This is a genomic window from Cupriavidus sp. IDO, from assembly GCF_000812465.1.
Classification (GTDB): Bacteria; Pseudomonadota; Gammaproteobacteria; order Burkholderiales; family Burkholderiaceae; genus Cupriavidus.
Genome location: NZ_JWMA01000165.1, coordinates 1 through 18,680, shown reverse-complemented (window position 1 = coordinate 18,680; position 18,680 = coordinate 1). Strand labels below are relative to the sequence as shown.

The 18,680-nt window shown below is 66.4% G+C and carries 18 protein-coding genes; 8 read left to right on the top strand and 10 right to left on the bottom strand.

The window, feature by feature from the left end:
- Positions 1–631: 631 nt before the first annotated feature.
- Entirely contained in the window at positions 632–2,125 is a 1,494-nt protein-coding gene (locus tag RM96_RS30500) for a DEAD/DEAH box helicase (protein ID WP_039015470.1), read from the top strand.
- A 51-nt stretch (positions 2,126–2,176) separates the two neighbouring features.
- Here RM96_RS30500 and gluQRS read toward each other — a convergent pair whose 3' ends face one another.
- On the bottom strand, positions 2,177–3,073 hold the full coding sequence (gene gluQRS, locus RM96_RS30495) for a tRNA glutamyl-Q(34) synthetase GluQRS (RefSeq protein ID WP_039015469.1): 897 nt from the start codon (positions 3,071–3,073) through the stop codon (positions 2,177–2,179).
- Between the two features lie 9 nt (positions 3,074–3,082).
- Positions 3,083–4,006, bottom strand: coding sequence for a LysR family transcriptional regulator (locus tag RM96_RS30490; protein WP_039015468.1), 924 nt, complete (start codon positions 4,004–4,006; stop codon positions 3,083–3,085).
- Positions 4,007–4,156: 150 nt separating this feature from the next.
- Between RM96_RS30490 and RM96_RS30485 the strand changes: the two genes are divergently transcribed.
- Entirely contained in the window at positions 4,157–4,855 is a 699-nt protein-coding gene (locus tag RM96_RS30485; protein ID WP_039015467.1) for a pirin family protein, read from the top strand.
- 175 nt (positions 4,856–5,030) lie between these two features.
- Positions 5,031–6,023: a CobD/CbiB family protein gene (locus tag RM96_RS30480; protein WP_039015466.1), complete on the top strand. Its 993-nt coding sequence runs from the start codon at positions 5,031–5,033 to the stop codon at positions 6,021–6,023.
- A gap of 28 nt (positions 6,024–6,051) precedes the next feature.
- On the opposite strand, the gene RM96_RS30475 is transcribed toward RM96_RS30480, so the two are convergent.
- Genes RM96_RS30475 through RM96_RS30465 form a run of 3 tightly spaced genes read right to left on the bottom strand, consistent with a single transcriptional unit; the run spans position 6,052 to position 8,605 of the window.
- Positions 6,052–6,357: a putative signal transducing protein gene (locus tag RM96_RS30475; protein ID WP_039015580.1), complete on the bottom strand. Its 306-nt coding sequence runs from the start codon at positions 6,355–6,357 to the stop codon at positions 6,052–6,054.
- A gap of 32 nt (positions 6,358–6,389) precedes the next feature.
- Positions 6,390–7,361 carry a ribosome small subunit-dependent GTPase A gene (rsgA, locus tag RM96_RS30470; protein ID WP_039015465.1) on the bottom strand — a complete coding sequence of 324 codons (972 nt, stop codon included), beginning with the start codon at positions 7,359–7,361 and terminating at the stop codon, positions 6,390–6,392.
- Positions 7,358–8,605, bottom strand: coding sequence for a M48 family metallopeptidase (locus tag RM96_RS30465; RefSeq protein WP_039015579.1), 1,248 nt, complete (start codon positions 8,603–8,605; stop codon positions 7,358–7,360). The genes rsgA and RM96_RS30465 overlap by 4 nt, the downstream gene beginning before the upstream one ends.
- A 190-nt stretch (positions 8,606–8,795) precedes the next feature.
- On the opposite strand from RM96_RS30465, the gene orn reads away from it, so the two are divergent.
- Positions 8,796–9,437: an oligoribonuclease gene (orn, locus tag RM96_RS30460; protein ID WP_039015464.1), complete on the top strand. Its 642-nt coding sequence runs from the start codon at positions 8,796–8,798 to the stop codon at positions 9,435–9,437.
- A gap of 86 nt (positions 9,438–9,523) precedes the next feature.
- The gene (locus RM96_RS30455) at positions 9,524–10,405 is read left to right on the top strand and encodes an AEC family transporter (RefSeq protein ID WP_039015463.1); all 882 of its coding nucleotides are present in this window, start codon (positions 9,524–9,526) and stop codon (positions 10,403–10,405) included.
- Positions 10,406–10,424: 19 nt separating this feature from the next.
- Here the strand turns inward: RM96_RS30455 and mog are convergent, their stop codons facing one another.
- Together mog and yjgA are read right to left on the bottom strand one after the other, a co-directional pair.
- Positions 10,425–11,063 carry a molybdopterin adenylyltransferase gene (mog, locus tag RM96_RS30450; RefSeq protein ID WP_052279847.1) on the bottom strand — a complete coding sequence of 213 codons (639 nt, stop codon included), beginning with the start codon at positions 11,061–11,063 and terminating at the stop codon, positions 10,425–10,427.
- The gene (gene yjgA, locus RM96_RS30445) at positions 11,060–11,674 is read right to left on the bottom strand and encodes a ribosome biogenesis factor YjgA (protein ID WP_039015462.1); all 615 of its coding nucleotides are present in this window, start codon (positions 11,672–11,674) and stop codon (positions 11,060–11,062) included. Before yjgA ends, mog begins: the two co-directional genes overlap by 4 nt.
- 48 nt (positions 11,675–11,722) lie before the next feature.
- On the opposite strand from yjgA, the gene pmbA reads away from it, so the two are divergent.
- A complete protein-coding gene (gene pmbA, locus RM96_RS30440) occupies positions 11,723–13,090 on the top strand; it encodes a metalloprotease PmbA (RefSeq protein WP_039015577.1) in 1,368 nt (455 codons plus the stop codon).
- 348 nt (positions 13,091–13,438) lie between these two features.
- Here the strand turns inward: pmbA and RM96_RS30435 are convergent, their stop codons facing one another.
- The 3 genes from RM96_RS30435 to RM96_RS30425 all read right to left on the bottom strand — a co-directional run bounded on the left by RM96_RS30435 (position 13,439) and on the right by RM96_RS30425 (position 15,580).
- Positions 13,439–13,939 carry a dihydrofolate reductase gene (locus RM96_RS30435; RefSeq protein ID WP_039015461.1) on the bottom strand — a complete coding sequence of 167 codons (501 nt, stop codon included), beginning with the start codon at positions 13,937–13,939 and terminating at the stop codon, positions 13,439–13,441.
- A complete protein-coding gene (locus RM96_RS30430) occupies positions 13,936–14,730 on the bottom strand; it encodes a thymidylate synthase (protein WP_039015460.1) in 795 nt (264 codons plus the stop codon). The genes RM96_RS30435 and RM96_RS30430 overlap by 4 nt, the downstream gene beginning before the upstream one ends.
- Before the next feature lie 151 nt (positions 14,731–14,881).
- Entirely contained in the window at positions 14,882–15,580 is a 699-nt protein-coding gene (locus RM96_RS30425) for a TerC family protein (RefSeq protein ID WP_039015459.1), read from the bottom strand.
- 528 nt (positions 15,581–16,108) lie between these two features.
- Here RM96_RS30425 and egtD point away from each other — a divergent pair.
- Positions 16,109–17,197, top strand: a complete 1,089-nt coding sequence (gene egtD, locus RM96_RS30420; RefSeq protein WP_039015458.1) for an L-histidine N(alpha)-methyltransferase — start codon at positions 16,109–16,111, stop codon at positions 17,195–17,197.
- Positions 17,198–17,297: 100 nt separating this feature from the next.
- Positions 17,298–18,554: an SUMF1/EgtB/PvdO family nonheme iron enzyme gene (locus RM96_RS30415; protein ID WP_039015457.1), complete on the top strand. Its 1,257-nt coding sequence runs from the start codon at positions 17,298–17,300 to the stop codon at positions 18,552–18,554.
- Positions 18,555–18,680: the final 126 nt, after the last annotated feature.

The following is an 18,680-nucleotide window of genomic DNA, read 5'->3' as shown; positions in this document are numbered from 1 at the left end:
AAGGATCGGTGTGGCGGCAGGATGCGTTCGATGCGCTCCGCGGTGTCGCGCAAGGGTGGCAGGGGGGCTGCGTCGCGGCATTCCGTGGGACCGACCGCGGGGCCGGCCGCGGTGCAGGCAGGTGTTCAGCCCGCCGCCGGCAGCCCGGTCCAGTGCTGCAGGCTGTCCTCCTGTGCGGCTGGCAGGGGCGGTGCCGTCCCCTCGGACGCGCCTGTGACCAGGCCGAGGAAAAGGCTTGAAGTCCGCAGGAAGCATTGGCAGGCCTGGCTGAAAAGCTCCAAATCCATGATTGTGAGTTGGTGGTCGATACTGTTCGTTATCTGGGTGGGCCTGCGTGGTCCGCGCTGCACAGCGCGATCCGGCGGCTGCCCGCATCATGGCTGCGATATGTGACACGCTGTTGAAATGCAGGTGCGCCAGACTTGGCCTGTGCCACGCCGGCTGCACGTGCTGCACTGTTCATTGGCGGCCCAGAGGTGCTAAAATCTAAGTCTTTGATTCTCATGGGCAAATGCTGTCAATGGCATTGCCGCGCCGGGATCCTCCCGGTGCCAGACGAGATTCGAGGCGAGATGAGTTCGAGACGCGTGTCCGTTTGTGTCGGGTTCGCCTCCCGCCAGACACCGAAACCATGACCACTACGACCCTACCCGACCAGACCCCCGCAGAGCAGACGTTTGAGAGCTTTGGCCTGGACCCGCGCATCCTGCGCGCCTTGTCCGACCAGGGCTACACCAAGCCGACGCCGATCCAGGCGCAGGCGATTCCCGTCGTGCTGCTGGGCAAGGACGTGATGGGCGCCGCCCAGACCGGTACCGGCAAGACCGCCGGCTTCGCGCTGCCGATCATCCAGCGCCTGCTGCCGCTGGCCAATGGCAGCGCCTCGCCGGCACGGCACCCGGTGCGCGCGCTGATGCTGACGCCCACGCGGGAACTGGCGGACCAGGTCTATGACAACGTCGCCCGCTACGCCCAGCACACCGACCTTCGCAGCACGGTCGTGTTCGGCGGCGTCGACATGAATCCGCAGACCGATGCGCTGCGCCGCGGCGTGGAAATCCTTGTTGCCACGCCGGGCCGCCTGCTCGACCACGTGCAGCAGAAGTCGGTGAACCTGTCGCAGGTGCAGATGCTGGTGCTGGACGAGGCCGACCGCATGCTCGACATGGGCTTCCTGCCCGACCTGCAGCGCATCATCAACCTGCTGCCGGCCCAGCGCCAGACGCTGCTGTTCTCGGCGACCTTCTCGCCGGAAATCAAGCGGCTGGCCGCCAGCTACCTGAAGCAGCCGGTGACCATCGAAGTGGCGCGCAGCAACTCGACCAACGAGAACGTGCGCCAGATGGTGTACCAGGTCGAAGACGGCCACAAGCAGGCGGCGGTTGTGCACCTGCTCAAGCAGCGTGCGGAGCAGGGCCTGTCGCGCCAGTGCATCGTCTTCGTCAACAGCAAGATCGGCTGCTCGCGCCTGGCGCGCCACCTGGAGCGCGAAGGCATCAATGCCGCCGCCATCCATGGCGACAAGACCCAGACCGAGCGCATGCAGACGCTCGACGGCTTCAAGAGCGGCACCATCGACGCGCTGGTTGCCACCGACGTGGCCGCGCGCGGACTCGATATCCCCGACATGCCCTGCGTGATCAACTTCGACGTGCCATACAGCGCCGAAGACTACGTGCACCGCATCGGCCGTACCGGCCGTGCCGGCGCCAGCGGCGACGCGCTGTCCATCTTCGTGCCCGGCAACGACGAGCGCCTGCTGGGCGATATCGAGAAGCTGATCAAGCGCAGCATTCCGCGCGGCAAGCTGGAGGGGTTCGATCCCACCGGCGAGCGTGCCCGCCAGGAGGAATCCGACCGTCGTCGCCAGCGCACCGATGTGCGCCGCACCCGCGGCAACGGCGATGGCGAAGAGCGTCCGCCGCGCCGCCACGATCACAGTGGCAGCCGCACCGCCTTCCGCCCGTCGGACGATCCGTTCTTCTCGCGTCCGTACGAGCCCAGCAACAATAACGCCAACACGCAGCCTGCCGACGAAATGGTGGCAGCGGCGCTGTCACGCGGTCGTCAGCAGCCCAAGCGGCCAGTTGCCGCGCTGCTCGGCGGCGTGCCCCGCAAGTCCTGAAATCCTGAAGTTCTGAAGGCCGGTCATGCCCGCCCGGGCATGATGCAGTGATTACGCGCCGGGTAGCGCAGCGAGCCGCTGCATCCAGTCCGCGCTGGCTCGCCTGAGCCAGCCCTGCACGTCCCTTTCCCCGTTTTTCAGCCCGAGATGGGCGCCCGCCGCCCGCAGCGCGTCGAGCGGTGCGCTGGTGTCGATCGCCTGCGCGCCGCTTTGCTTGCTCAGTTTTTCGCCGTCGGCATTGACCACCACCGGCACATGCAGGTAGGCCGGCGAGGGAATGCCCAGCAGGCGTTGCAGGTGAATCTGGCGGGGCGTGGAGTCGAGCAGGTCGGCACCGCGCACGATATGCGTGATGCCCTGCAGGCCGTCGTCCACCACCACGGCGAGCTGGTAGGCCCACAGCCCGTCCGCGCGCCGCAGTACGAAATCTCCCAGCTCGGTTTCCAGGTTCTGGCATTGCCGTCCCTGCCAGCGGTCATCGAAGCAGATGGTCGCGGCCGGGCCGTCCGGCACGCGCACCCGCCAGGCGCGCGGCAGCTTGCCATTCAGGCCGTGGCGGCAGGTGCCCGGGTAGCCCAGGGTCTGGTGGCGCTCGCGCACATGCACCAGGGAATCGGCAATCTCCTTGCGCGAGCAGCCGCAGGGGTAGATCTGGCCGACGGCTTCCAGCCGGCGCAGGGCATCGGCATAGAGTGATTCACGCCGGCTTTGCCAGACCGAGGGCTCATCGGGTGTCATGCCGAGGCGCTCCAGCGTCCGGAGGATGTCCTCGTCGGCGTCGCGCACGCAGCGCGGGTAGTCGATGTCTTCGATGCGGACCAGCCACTGGCCGCCATGCGCGCGGGCGTCGAGCCAGCTCGCCAGCGCGGTGACCAGCGAGCCCATATGCAGCGGGCCGGTAGGCGAGGGGGCAAAGCGGCCGCGATAGCCGCCGTCGGGACCTGCCATGCGCTGGCCTCAGCCGTTAAAGTCTGGTTGTTGCTGGAGCAGCGCCTGCGCCAGCCGCGGATCCTCGAGCTTGTTGGCCCACCATTGCAGCGCCTTGCCGCGGTTGCTGGTGCGCCAGGCGACCTTGAAGTTGCCGGGGGCGCGCACCTCAACCGTTTCGCGGGCCTGCAGCACGCCGCTCTCGATATGCGGCTGCGCCATCGGCGCCGGCAGCCAGCCACAGCCAAGGCCACGGATCTGCGCTTCGAGCTTGTCGCGCATGGTCGGTACCACCAGTACATCCTGCCCTGCCAGCACGCCTTGGGTGCGTGCCGGCAGGTTGCGCGACGTATCGCCCACGGCCACGATGCGGTGCCTGGCGATCTGGACGGTAGTGAGCGGGCCTTCCTCCGCCGCCAGGGGGTGGTGCGCAGCCACCGCAAAGACAAACGGCATTGAGCCGAGAGGCCGGATCTGGAAGCCTTGCGTGCTCGGCGCGTCATAGGCGCCGCCAATCACGAGATCGGCCCGGTTGTTCACCAGCGCGTCCCAGGCCCCGGCCAGCACTTCCTTGGCAAAGCGCAGGCGGGTGGCGGTGTTCTCGGCGTAAAAATCCTGGATTACCGGCATCAGCGCGCGGAAATTAATCAGGTCGTCCACTACGATGGAGAGCGTTGCCTCCCAGCCTGTCGCCAGGCGCTTGACGCGGCGGGCAAGGTCGTCGGCGGCATGCAGCAGGTGGCGGCCTTCGTCCAGCAGCGCGCGCCCGGCGGGTGTCAGTTCCGCGCGGTGGCGGCGGCGGTCGAACAGGAGGACGTCCAGGTCTTCCTCCAGCTTGCGGACCACATACGTGAGCGCCGACGGCACTTTTCCCATCTCGTGCGCGGCGGCGGCGAAGCTGCCCTTGCGTTCGATGGCATCGAGGACTTCCAGGGATTCGAGGGAGAGTGGCATATTCAAAAATTCTGAACAACTGCTTCTATGGCGATGCCGTTTAATATACGCTACCAGCCCTAAACTTCCTAGCATCCCAAGCAGATGTCAGCCTGGCTCTAGATCAAAACGCCAGTATGACAAGCCAAGGCCATTAGGAGGGCCATCAAAATGATTGAAATCAGAAAGGCTGGAGAGCGCGGCTACGCGGACCACGGCTGGCTCAAGTCATACCATTCGTTCTCCTTCGCCGACTACTACGATCCGCAGCACGTCCAGTACGGGCCGCTGCGCGTCATCAACGAGGACCGGGTTGCGCCCGGCATGGGGTTTGGTACCCACGGCCATCGCGACATGGAAATCATCAGCTACGTGCTGGAAGGCGAGCTGGCCCACAAGGACAGCATGGGTAACGGCAGCGTGATCCGTCCGGGCGACGTGCAGCGCATGAGCGCGGGCACCGGCGTGCGCCACTCGGAATACAACCACGCCGCCCATGACACCACGCATTTCCTGCAGATCTGGATCATGCCGGACCGCACCGGGATCGAGCCGGGCTACGAGGAAAGGCGCTTCGAAGCGGCCGATAAGCGCGGCAAGCTGCGGCTGGTGGCAAGCGCGGATGGTGCCGAGGGTTCGGTGGTCGTGCATCAGGATATGCGGCTGTATGCGGGCCTGTTCGATGGCGACGAAGCGGCTACGCTGGCCATTGCGCCGGGTCGGCGAGTCTACGTCCACGTGGCTCGCGGCCGCGTGGTGGTCAACGGCCAGGCGCTGGAAGCTGGTGATGCGGCCAAGCTGGAGGCGGTGGGCGAGGTTGCCGTGTCGCAGGGCAGTGACGCCGAAGTGCTGGTGTTCGATCTGCCCTGAAAGCTCTTGCTGAGCTTTGGGCAGGACAGAAAGCCCGCCGGCGTTGCCGGCGGGCTTTCCTTTTTCAGCGCCCGGTTAGATCGGCAGGTACCGCTGTGCTATCTTCTTGCTATAGATATGCGACCGGGCAGCCACTTCGCCGCCCGGCGTTCCGGCCTTCGCCACCAGTCCCGAGATGACCTTTGTTTCCATTCTTCTGGCGCTGATTGCAGAGCAGTTTCGCGCACTGGGTCGCAACAACCCGATCCATGAAATCGTGCGCACGCTCGGCGACCGCGCAGAACATGCCTTCGACACCGGCCGGCCGCGCGACGCCGCGCTGGCGTGGTTCACCGTCGTGTTGCCGCTCACGCTTGCCGTGATGGTCGTGCACTACCTGCTCGCTTCGATCAGCGTGGCGCTCACGCTCGCCTGGAACGTGCTGGTGCTCTACATGACGCTCGGTTTCCGGCAGTTCAGCCACTACTTCACGGATATCCACGAGGCGCTGAACCGCGACGACCTGCTCACCGCGCGTGCCCTGCTGCATGAGTGGACCGGCATCGATGCCGTCGAGATGCCGGTCAGCGAAATCGTGCGCCATACGCTGGAAGCCGCCATCGTCGCGGTGCACCGGCATGTGTTCGGCGTGTTCTTCTGGTTCCTGGTGCCGATCGGTCCCGGCGGGGTGGTGCTGTACCGCACGGCGGAGTATCTGGGCCGGCACTGGAACGAGCCCTCCACCGAGCGCAGCCCGGCCCTGGGCCGTTTCGCCGCACGGGCTTTTTACCTGCTGGACTGGATTCCGTCGCGCCTGACCTCGATCGGCTTTGCCATCGTCGGCAATTTCGAGGACGCGGTGTATGCCTGGCGCAACCACGCCCGCAAGTGGAACGATGCGGTCAACGGCATCCTGCTGGCCAGCGGCGGTGGCGCGCTCGGCGTGCGGCTGGGCACGCCCCTGGCTGAAGAAGACTCCAGCGTTGTGCTGCGCACCAGCCTGGCTGGCCCTGCCATCGACTACGCGCCCGGCATGGAGGATGACTCCGGGCCGGAGCCGGTTCCGCCTGAATTTGGTGTCGAGCCGGGGGTCCGCACGCTGCAATCTGCGGTGGGGCTGGTCTGGCGGGCTGTGGTGCTGTGGATGCTGCTGCTTGCGATGTTGTCGCTGGCGCTCTGGGTCGGCTGATCCACTGCCTGCAGCCGGATTCTTTCGGCTAGTCTCTCGCGGCGCCGCAGTGCCAGCAGGCGCCGAACTGCGCTTCATGCCATTCATGGCAATGGCGGCATTGCCAGCGCGGACCCGGCGCCGGGTTGGCGGCCGCGTCCAGCACGGCCCAGGCCTGGGTCTCCATCTCGTCATCGACCAGCCAGACCTGCGGCGCACTCTCCCGGAAGGGAATTTCACCAATGGCGCCGGACAGCCAGGTATTGCGCAACTCAGCGCGGATACCGGCTGCCAGCAGCACGTTCTGGCAATGCGCCGCGTGGACAAGCGACGGGGTGGACAGCAGCAGTTTCATGGGCGGCACCCGGCTGTGCAGGTGCGCCAACCTTACCACGGCTTTTGCTGACGCGACTCGTGCAGGAGCTGGGTGTAGAGCTGGTGCCGGCGCTCGGAGATGCCACCGGCGTCGATCGCCGCCAGCACGCCGCAGCCCGGTTCGTTGATGTGATGGCAGTTGTAGAAACGGCACTCGGTCAGGCGCGGCCTGAACTCCGGGAAGGCGCGTTCCAGCATGCCCTCGCTCAGGTGATGCAGGCCGAATTCCTGGAAGCCCGGTGAGTCGATCAGGCAGCCTCGCCGCCCATCCACTGTCCCCCAGTCCGCCGGCAGGTGATAGAGCCGGGTGAAGGTGGTGGTGTGCTTGCCCGAATCCAGCTTGGCCGAGATCTCGCGCGTCTGCGCCTCCACCCCCGGAATCAGCAGGTTCAGCAGCGACGACTTGCCCATGCCGGACTGGCCGATGAGGATGCTGGCCAGCCCCGCCAGGCGCGGCTGCAGTTCGGCCAGCGTTTGTTCGGGATTGCCGCGCACCGACAGCTCGACGGTGTCGTAGCCCAGGTTCCGGTACAGCGCCAGCCGCCCCCGCGATTCTTCCAGCCGGTCGGGCAGGTCGGTCTTGTTCAGCACGATCAGCGGCCGGATTTCGAGCGCTTCCGCCGACACCAGCGCGCGGCCGAGCAGGTCTTCGGAGAAGCCCGGCTCGGTGGCCAGCACGATGATGACCTGGTCGATATTGGCCGCCAGCAGCTTGGACTTGAACTGGTCGGAGCGGTGCAGCAGGTTCTTGCGCGGCCTGACCGCCGTGATCACGCACTGGTCTGCCGCGGCGCGTTCGATGCTGACGTGGTCGCCAACGGCGGCTTCGCTCTTCTTGCCGCGTGGGAAGGCATGCATGCGCGAGCCGTCGGCCAGTTCGGCCACATAGTGGCGGCCATGCGCAGCAACGATCAGCGCACCCTCGGGCGCGGTGCCGGCGACTGTGCCGCTGCCGGCGGTGCGGTGACGCAGGGTGCGGCTCATGCGTGCGCCAGCAGTCGGTCGATCCGCTGGGCTGCGGGCGGATGCGAGTAGTAGAAGGCGCTATAGAGCGGATCGGGCGTCAGCGTCGAGGCGTTGTCCTTGTACAGCTTGACCAGTGCCGAGACGAGGTGGCCGGCATCGGTCTGGTCGGCGGCAAAGGCGTCCGCCTCGAATTCGTGGCGGCGCGACGTCAGGCTCGACAGCGGCCCGAGCAGGAAGGTGAACACCGGCAGCGTCAGGAAGAACAGCACCAGTGCCAGTGCGTGATTGGATACGCCCAGGTTGGGCACGACGCCCAGGCCGGTGTAGAACCAGGCGCGGGTCGACAGCCAGCCCAGTAGCGCCAGGAAGACCAGGCTCAGGGCGAAGGTGACCACGATCCGCTTGGTTACGTGGCGGCGCTTGAAGTGGCCCAGCTCATGCGCGAGCACGGCCTCGATCTCGTCGCCGGACAGTCGCGACAGCAGGGTGTCGAAGAAGACGATGCGCTTGGCGGCGCCGAAGCCGGTGAAGTAGGCATTGCCGTGCGCGCTGCGCTTGCTGCCGTCCATCACGAACAGGCCCTTGCTGGCAAAGCCGCATTTCTGCATCAGCGCTTCGATGCGCTTGCGCAGCGACTCGTCGTTGAGCGGCTCGAACTTGTTGAACAGCGGCGCGATGAAGGTCGGGAACACCACCAGCAACAGCAGGTTGAATGCCATCCACACCAGCCACGTCCAGACCCACCACAGCTCGCCGGCGCGGTCCATCAGCCACAGCACGGCCAGCAGCAGCGGCAGGCCCAGCACGCTGGCGACCAGCAGCATCTTGACCATGTCGGCCAGCCACAGCGCCGGCGTCATCTTGTTGAAGCCAAAGCGCTCCTCGATGCCGAACTGGCCGTACAGCGAGAAGGGCAGTTCGGCCAGTCCGCCGATCAGCGCCACGCTGGCCACCAGCGCCACGCCGTAGGCATAGCCGGGGCCGAAGATGTCCAGCCAGAACTGGTTGAGCCACTGCAGCCCGCCCAGCATGGTGAAGCCGATCAGCACGGCGGCTCCGGCCAGCACTTCGAGCATCGACAGCCGGGTGCGGGCGATGGTGTAGTCGGCAGCCTTCTGGTGGGAAGACAGCGCAATGGTGTCGGCAAAGCGCGCCGGCACCGCGTTTCGGTGCGCGGCCACATGGCGTACCTGGCGGGCTGCCAGCCAGAGCTTGGTCAGGACCATGACGACCAGGGCGGCGAGGAAAATCAACGTGAACATCGGCATAGGCCTTGTCGGGATTGCGACGGCACCGGCCAGTCTGGCGCCGCGCATCGGGATATCCGGTCGCCGCTGGCAAGGTGCGCCAGACGGCATTCCGGACGGATATGCGAGAATTATAAATTGTTCGCGCCCCGGCCCACCGCCGCGCATAGCGCGTTTTTCCCATTCAAGCTATCCAGCAGTCCAGATGACAAGCCACGCCTCCACCACCAAATCCGTCAAAAGTGAAAACAACCTGGTCTGGTTGGACATGGAAATGACCGGCCTGTCGCCGGACAACGACCGCATCATCGAGATAGCGATCGTCGTGACCGACTCGGAACTCAATATCCTGGCCGAGGGCCCGGTGCTGGTGATCCACCAGGAAGATGCCGTGCTCGACGGCATGGACAACTGGAACAAGGGCACCCACGGCCGTTCGGGCCTGATCGACAAGGTCAAGGCCTCGACGCTGACCGAAGAGCAGGCCGAGGCCGAACTGCTGGCCTTCCTCAAGCGCTGGGTGCCGGCCGGCAAGTCGCCGATGTGCGGCAATTCGATCTGCCAGGATCGCCGCTTCATGGCGCGCTACATGCCGAAGCTGGAGTCGTTCTTCCACTACCGCAACCTGGACGTGTCCACGCTGAAGGAACTGTGCAAGCGCTGGGAACCGGCCATCCACAAGGGTTTCATCAAGCGCCAGCTGCACACCGCGCTGGCCGACATCCTCGAATCGGTGGAGGAGCTGCGCTACTACCGCACGCATTTCATCCGCCATTCGGCCGCCGCCACACTCGCCACCCCGGCCGCCACCCCGGCCGCGCCTGCGGCTGACGCTCCCGCCCCATAACAAGAACCGGCGGGCCGGTCCGAACCGGCCACGCCGCCCGCGGCAGGCGCGACCGACGCCGCCGTTCTCCCGCTCCGCTAAGTCCCATGTTCGCCCGCATTGTCTCGATCATCACCCCGGTCATCCTGATCATCCTGGTCGGCTGGCTGTACGGGCGCAAGGCCCATCCGGACATGGCGGGGATCAACCGTGCCACGCTAGACGTGATCGCGCCGCTGCTGGTGGCGTCGGCGTTCGGCAGCAAGGACTTCGTGCTGGCCGACCAGCTGGTGTTGCTGGCCTGCGCCGTCGCCGTGGTGCTGGGCTCGGGCGTGCTGGCGTGGATCGTGGCGCGGATGCTCAGGGTCGATCCGCGCACCTTCGTGCCGCCGATGATGTTCAACAACTGCGGCAACATGGGCTTGCCACTGTCCGTCTTTGCCTTCGGCCCGGCCGGGCTGGCACCGGCGGTGGCGCTGTTCGCGGCCTCGAACCTGATGCATTTCACGATCGGCATGAAGATCGTCAACCGGCATGCCTCGACCGCCCAGATCGCGCGCAATCCGATGGTGCTGGCCACCGTGGCGGGGGTAGGGCTGTCGCTGGCCCGACCGTGGTTTGCGCTGCCGGAGCCGGTCTACCAGTCAGTCAAGTTGCTCGGCGATGCCACGGTGCCGCTGATGCTGTTTGCGCTGGGGGTGCGGATGAAGGATGTCAGCCTGCGCAACTGGGGCATGGGGCTGATCGGCGCTGCGGCCTGCCCGCTGACGGGAATTGCGGTGGCGCTGCTGCTGGCGCAGTGGGTGCCGCTCACCGGATTGCAGCGCGGCCTGCTGTTCGTCTTTGCGGCACTGCCGCCGGCGGTGCTGAACTTCCTGGTGGCCGACCATTTCCGGCAGGAGCCGGATCAGGTGGCGTCGATCGTGCTGCTCGGGAATATCGGGGCGGTGCTGTTCGTGCCCGCAGGGCTTTACCTGGGGTTGCGCTGAGCCCCTGGCGCTGGCGTCATCAGGCAGCCGGCCTGGTACGAATGGCGTTCTTGGGCCGCCAGGCCTTGACCACAGCCTCGTCGGTTTCCATGTAGGGCCCGCCGATCAGGTCGATGCAATACGGCACCGCGGCAAAGATGCCTTGCACGACCGCCTTGCCGTCGGCGTCGCGCAGGCCTTCCAGCGTTTCGCGGATGGCACGCGGCTGGCCCGGCAGGTTGATGATCAGCGCCGCCCGGCTGGCGGTTTCGCGGATCACGGCCACCTGGCGCGACAGGATCGCGGTCGGCACGAAATTCAGGCTGATCTGGCGCATCTGCTCGCCGAATCCGGGCATTTCCTTGGTGGCCACGGCCAGCGTGGCTTCCGGCGTGACATCGCGCCGCGCGGGGCCGGTGCCGCCGGTGGTCAGCACGAGGTCGCAGCCGGCGACGTCGACCAGTTCGATCAGCGTGCGCGAGATCTGGGCCTGTTCATCGGGAATCAGGCGTTCCACGCCTTGCCAGGGCGAGGTCAGCGTACGGCCGAACCACTCGCGCAGCGCCGGGATGCCTTCGTCCTGGTAGGTGCCGGCCGAGGCGCGGTCCGAGATCGAGACAAAGCCGACGACCAGCTCGTCAGGGTGGTTGCGGGCGATCGGGTGGAGGGTCTGCGTCATGCTTCGGGCTCCGGGGAAGGGGCTTGTTCATCGGCAGCATGGCCATCGGTGGCGTCGAGCGCCGTCTTGATGGCCTGGAACAGTTCGCGGAAGTAGCGCGGCGGCTTGGCCTGCTCCTTCTCCTTGCGCGCGTTGCGGATGATATTGCGCAGCGCCTGCACGTCCGCGCTCGGGTGCTCGCTCAGGAAGCGGGTCAGCGCCGCATCGTCGGCCAGCAGCAGCTCGCGCCAGCGCTCGATCAGGTGCATGCGTGCGGTCTCGGCCTTGCTGGTGCCCTTGAAGCCTTCCAGCGCGGCGCGTATCGCCTCGACTTCGTCGTCGTCCAGGCCACGCATGATCTTGCCGACATACTGCATCTGGCGGCGCTTGCCCTCATGGCTGGTGATGCGGCGGGCCTCGCGGATGGCGTCTTCCAGGGTCTCGGGCATCGGTACGCGCGCCAGGCGGTCCTTGGCCAGCGCTTCGAGCTCGACGCCAAGGTCCTGCAGGGCGGTCATGTCGCGCTTCTTCTGCGACTTGCTTTTGGGTTCGTCGGCATCCGGTTCCGGGGAAAATGCACCGGGGAAGCGGGAGCCGGAGGAGTTACGGGAATTTCGCGTCATAGGCGGCATTTTATCTTGCTATGATTGCCGCTTGAACTTTTGATGACGCCGCCCAGCATGGACCAGATCGCAGAACAGACCGCGCACTTCACTTACACCCAGGCCCAGCTCGGCGAGATGGCCGCCGATGTGCTGCGTGTGGCACGCGAACTGGGGGCGACCGATGCCGCCACCGAGATCTCCGAGGGCAGCGGCCTGTCGGTTTCGGTCCGCAAGGGGCAGGTGGAAACCATCGAGCAGAACCGCGACAAGGTCGTGGGGGTGACGGTGATGATCGGCAAGCGGCGCGGCAATGCCAGCACCTCGGATTTTTCGCCGGCAGCGCTGCGCGCCACCGCCGAGGCAGCCTACAACATCGCCCGCTTCACGGCGGAGGACGACTGCGCCGGGCTGGCCGAGGAGGAACTGCTGGAGCGTGCCCCGCGCGACCTGGACCTGTTCCACCCCTGGAACATCGACGCCGAGGCCGCCATCGACATCGCGCGTCGCGCCGAGGCTGCCGCCTTCGAGGTATCGCCGCGCATCCGCAACAGCGACGGTGCCAGTGTGTCGGCGCAGCATTCGCAGTTCGTGCTGGCGACCTCGCGCGGCTTCCTGGGCGGCTATCCATACTCGCGCCACTTCATTTCGTGCGCGCCGATCGCCGGCACCGGCGGCGGCATGCAGCGCGACGACTGGTATTCGTCCAAGCGTTCGCCGCTGGCACTGGCCGTGCCCGAGGACATCGGCCGCTACGCCGCCGAGCGCGCGCTGGCCCGCCTGAACGCGCGCAAGCTTTCCACCCGCCGCTGCGCGGTACTGTTCGAGGCCCCGCTGGCCGCCGGCCTGCTCGGCGCGTTCGTGCAGGCGGTGTCGGGCGGCGCGCTGTACCGCAAGTCCACCTTCCTCTACGACACGCTCGGCAAGGCCGCGTTTGCGCCGCATATCCAGATCCACGAGCAACCGCACGTGCCCGGTGCGATGGGTAGCGCACCGTTCGACGAAGAAGGCGTGCGCACGCAGGCGCGCGACGTGGTGCGCGACGGCGTGGTCGAGGGCTACTTCCTGTCGACCTACTCGGCGCGCAAGCTGGGCATGCAGACCACGGGCAACGCCGGCGGCTCGCACAACCTGACGCTGTCGAGCAAGCTGACCCAGCCGGGCGACGATTTCCGCGGCATGCTGAAGAAGCTCGGGACCGGCCTGCTGGTGACAGAACTGATGGGGCAGGGCGTCAACTACGTGACGGGCGACTACTCGCGCGGCGCGTCGGGCTACTGGGTGGAGAACGGCGAGATCCAGTATCCGGTGGAAGAGATCACCATCGCCGGCAATATGGCCGAGATGTTCCACAAGATCGTTGCCGTGGGCGCCGATTCGCTGGTGCGCGGCACCAAGGAAACCGGCTCGATCCTGATCGAGCAGATGACGATTGCGGGGAATTGAGCGGACGCCGAAATGTCGTAAGGCCTAACTGCCCGTCATTCCCGCCTGAGCGGGAATGACGGGCAGTTTGATCTTTGTCTGGCAATCTGAGCAGGTGCCGTGTGCACCTGCTTTTTTGTGGTTCTTCGCCGGATTGGGGGATTGGGTTCTTGGAGGCTCTGCTGTTTCGCCGGCGTAGCCGGCGACCTCCTTTCTGACGGCGCCAGAAAGGAACTCGCCCGGCAGGGCGAAACGGGGCCGTCGACCTTCGACAGCAGCCAACCCGCAGCCACTACCCTCAGGCCCGTCAGCAATAGCCCCTCCAAAACCCCTGCCCACAAATCGGCGATGAATCTTGCTGACCGCGCCTTACTCCTCGCCCGAGGGCGGCCGGTCGTACTGCACAAAGGCGTAGTCGAAGCCGTTCGCTTCCGAGCGATGCACCTCGCGCGATGTCTCCAGCCACAAGGTGCGGTCGATCGCCGGAAAGAAGGCGTCGCCTTCCACGTTCGCATCGATCTCCGTCACCACCAGCCGGTCGGCGCTCGGCAGGGCCTCGGCATAGAGCTGGGCGCCGCCGATCAGGAATACCTGTTCCACGCCCACGCACAGCCGCTGCGCATCTTCGAGCGAGGCGGCCACTTCCGCGCCCTCGATCTTCAGCGCCGGATTGCGGCTGACCACAATATTGCGGCGCCCCGGCAGCGGCCGCCCGATCGAATCCCAGGTCTTGCGACCCATGATGACGGGCGCGCCCATGGTGGTGCGCTTGAAGTGGGCGAGGTCCTCCGGCAGGCGCCACGGCAGCGCGTTGTCGCGGCCGATGGTGCCGTTGCGGGCCTTGGCAACGATCAGCGTCAGCAGTGTCATACGGCCACCGGCGCCTTGATGGCCGCGTGCGACTGGTAGCCCACCAGCTCGAAGTCGTCGTAGCGGTAGTCGAAGATGCTGTCGGGCTTGCGTGCGATCTTCAGCTGCGGCAGCGGCAGCGGGTCGCGCGAAAGCTGGGTCTGCACCTGCTCGAAGTGGTTGCTGTAGATGTGGCAGTCGCCGCCGGTCCAGATGAAGTCGCCCACCTCCAGCCCGGTCTGCTGCGCGATCATGTGCGTCAGCAGCGCATAGCTGGCGATGTTGAAGGGCACGCCCAGGAAGATGTCGGCGCTGCGCTGGTAGAGCTGGCACGACAGCCGGCCATCGGCCACGTAGAACTGGAAGAACGCGTGACAGGGCGGCAGCTTCATGCGCGGAATGTCCGCGACGTTCCAGGCCGACACGATCAGGCGGCGCGAATCCGGGTTGGCGCGGATCTGGTTCAGCAGGTCCGTGATCTGGTCGATGTGGCCGCCGTCGGGCGTGGGCCAGGAGCGCCACTGCGAACCATAGACCGGCCCCAGCTCGCCGTTTTCGTCGGCCCATTCGTCCCAGATGCTGACACCGTTTTCCTGCAGCCAGCGGACGTTGGTCGAGCCCTGCAGGAACCAGAGCAGTTCGAGGATGATCGACTTCAGGTGCAGCTTCTTGGTGGTGACCACCGGAAAGCCTTCGCGCAGGTCGAAGCGCATCTGGTAGCCGAACACCGAGCGCGTGCCGGTGCCGGTGCGGTCGGCCTTTTCGGTGCCATGCTCGTACACATGGCGCATGAAGTCGAGGTACTGTTTCATCGGCGCGGGCGCAGGGAAATGTGACGTTGGAAGGGTGCGAATGCACGCAAGGGTGGCATTTTATCCCATCGCGGAAAAGCGAACGGGCCGCTCTCCCGGGTGGGAGGCGGCCCGTCGGAAGGCCGGGGCATCGCCCCGGCTCGCAGCTGCCTTAGTGGCTTTCCGCCATCGTCACGCGGCGCTTTTGCACCAGGTATCCGGCACCCAGCACGCCGCCGATGATCAGCACGTACAGGCCCCAGTTGATCACCGGGTTGGCTTCGAAGAACGCCTTGACCAGCGGCTCGTGCACGATCATCTTGACCGCGGTGAAGGCCAGCACGCCGGCACCCGCGTAGATGATGGCCGGGAAGCGCGACATCAGCTTGAGCACCAGGCTCGAGCCCCACACCACGATGGGGATGCTGATCAGCAGGCCCAGCACCACCAGCAGGAAGCTGCCGTGGGCGGCGCCGGCAACGGCCAGCACGTTGTCAACGCCCATCACGGCGTCGGCGATGATGATGGTCTTCATCGCGCCGAACAGCGTGGAAGCACCGGCGCCATGCTCGTCGCCATTACCTTCGTCGGACAGCAGTTTGTAGGCAATCCACACCAGCGCCATGCCGCCGACCAGCAGCAGGCCGGGGATCTGGAGCAACCAGACCACGCCGATCGTCATGGCCGAGCGGACAACCACGGCACCGATGGTGCCCCAGACAATGGCCTTCTTTTGCAGGTGCGGCGGCAGGTTGCGCGCCGCCAGCGCGATCACGATGGCATTGTCGCCGGCCAGCACCAGGTCAATGACAACGATGGACAGCAGCGCCGTCAGGAACTGCATCGTGAACAGATCGGTAAACCACTCCATGAACTCTCCTCAGGTACGAATAGCCGCAAGGGCACGTTTGGTTCGCCTGGAGACACGGAGCACGGGAGGGTGGGGCCGCCTTTGCAAACCATGAATCCAGGTTGCAAAGGTCTTGCTCGACAGCCGGCGCGGTATGCGCGCCAGTGTCAGCACAACCGGAGACGTCAGTCTCGGAATGACGATTGTGCTAAGGGCTTGGAGCCCCGGAGCTACTCCCCTTTGAAGGGACGCGACCGCAAGCGGCCGCGTTGGGGCGGATTATAAACGAAGAGTGGCAACTTTGCCGCATCGGGAAAGACACCGACGTGCGGCAGGCGAAATGGATCTTGATCCACATTTTCCGGTCATTCCGCCCGCATTGCAGCAAGCACGATCGGCCGGTTGCACCTATGCTTGAAGATCGGCATCCGGCCGATGCGTCCCGGACGGCACAGCGGCGCATCCCGGTTGCCGTGGCGCGCACGACATGCAGAGCGCAGCCGCTTTAGGGAATCACGCAGTGACCATCCACTTTCACAAGGAAATGTCATGCCGGCTGTCCCGAGCCCTCTCAACCTCAACCGCCCCCACTCGCAAGCCAATCACACCAGCCTCAACCACCACGACGAACATGCAGCGCCGCCGGAACTGGTCAGTGTTGCCAACGGCCATGCGCGGCGAGCCGCCCTTGAGCCGGAATTCGTCCAGCAGTACCACGAAGACAGCGGCGCCCTGCGTGTCCAGGTGCTGGAAGGACTGAGCCAGCCCCAGGCCAGCATCAGCCCGAAGTTCTTCTACGATGTACTCGGCTCGCGCCTGTTCGAGGCCATCACCGACCTGCCCGAGTACTACCCGACCCGCACCGAAGCCGCGATCTTTGCCAGCGCCGCCCCCGCCATCGCGGCGCGCTCCGGCAGCGGCTGCGTGCTGATCGATCTCGGCGCCGGCAACTGCGAGAAGGCGGCGCGGCTGTTCGGCAGCCTGCGGCCGGCGCAGTACGTGGCGCTGGATATCTCGGTGGAGTTCCTGCGCGGCACGCTTTCCTGCCTGCAGCAGCAGAACCCCGACATCCCCATGCTGGGCCTCGGCGCCGACCTGTGCGGCACGTTCGACCTGCCCAGGAGCGTCAGGCGCGGCAGGCGCCTGTTTTTCTATCCCGGCTCCAGCATCGGGAATTTCGCGCCGCTCGACGCGCTCGGGCTGCTGCAGCGGCTGCGCGCCGCCGCCGGCCGCGGCGATGGCGTGCTGATCGGCGTGGACCTGCACAAGGACGAAGCCACGCTCGTGGCCGCCTATGACGATCCGCTTGGCGTTACCGCGGCATTCAACCGCAACGTGCTGCGTAACCTCAACCGCATCGTCGGCAGTGATTTCATGCTGGAGGACTGGCGCCACGTGGCCAGCTTCGACCGTCAGGCGTCGCGCATCCAGATGCACCTCGAGGCCTGCCGCAACGTGACCGTGCACTGGCCGGGCGGGGCGCGCGAGTTCGCCGCCGGCGAGCGCATCCATACCGAGGATTCCTACAAGTACAGGCCCGAGGATTTCGCGATGCTGCTGGAAGCCGCCGGGTTTGACGATCCCGTGCACTGGACCGACCCGCGCGGCTGGTTTGCCGTGTTCCACGCCAGGGCCTGAAGCGGCGGCGGGCTGGTGTCATAATGCCCGCAAGGCGCCGGCCGCATCCGCGGCCCGGCGCCGGTTCTCGTCGTCTTATTTCCTTGCACGGATCATCCCGATGAGCGGCTTTTCCATGCTTCCCGATCTCTACTTCAGCGGTGGCAAAACCATGTGGACTGATGCACGCCGCCTGCCGCGCGAGGGCCTTGCGCAGGCGCTGGTTGACGCTCGCAGCCGAACGCTGGCATGGCTGGCGGCCTTCGGGCAGACCCGCCGCGGCTGGGACGTGCCGCGCCAGTACGATGCCGATCCCCCGCTGTGGACGCTCGGGCATATCGCCTGGCATGCCGAATGGTGGTGCCTGCGCGGCGTGCGCCAGCTGGACCGTGGCGGCGTGCCGGTGCCGGTGGCAAGCGAGCCCTCGCTGCTCGACGGCGCCGACGAATGGTTCGACGCCGACCGCATCGGGCCCGACGAACGCTGGGAAATCGCGCTGCCGGACGTAGCGGTGGTCAAGCGCTATTCGGCCGACGTGCTCGATCGCGTGCTGCGCCGCGTGGCGTTGCTGCCCGATGACGACGATCTCACCCTCTATCCGTTCCGCCGCACGCTGCTCCATGAAGATGCGCAGGCCGAGAAGGTGGCCGCGCTGCTGCAGGCCCTCGGCACGGCGCCCGCGGAACCGGCCACGCCGGGCCCCTCGATATCGGTCGGGCAGGGCGGCACGCTGCATTTTCCGGGCGGACGCTTCACGCAGGGCTGGACGGATGCCGACGGCTACGCGCAGCCCGACGAGCGGCCTCCGCAGCCGACCTACGTGCCGGCATTCGAGATGGATGCCGCCCTGGTCAGCAACGCGCAGTTCCTCGAGTTCGTCGAAGACGGCGGCTACGAGCATCCCGCGTGGTGGTCGGCCTCGGGGCGGCAATGGCTGATGACGCAGGAGCGCTCGGCGCCGCGCTACTGGTCGCGGCATCCGGAATCGCGTGCATGGATGGTGGAACGCTTCGGCACGCTACGCACGCTCAATCCCGACGAGGCCGTGCGCCACGTCACGCTGTTCGAGGCGCAGGCATGGTGCGCCTGGGCCGGGCGGCGACTGCCGGCCGAAGTGGAGTGGGAACTCGCCGCCTTGCAGAACCGCGGCTTGCAGTGGGGCGCGTTGCGCGAGTGGACGGCCACGCCATACGAACCCTATGCGGGCTTCACGGCCGGTCCGTCCGACGTGGATCTGGTCAGCCGGTTCGTCACGCACCAGGCAGTGCGGGGCGTGTCGTTCGCCAGTCCGGCGCGGCTGCGTCACGTGCGGGCGCGCTGGGCACTGCTGCCGGAGGATGACTTCGCGTTTGTCGGCTTCCGCACCTGCGCGCTGTAGGGCGGGGCTGGCCCGATCATGCAAAAGGGCACCCGAGGGTGTAATGCCGTTCAGTTAAGGTCCTTTCTCAGGAACCGAACGGTGTAACGAGAAGGTCGAGACTTAACGACCCGTGCGCATGTGCGT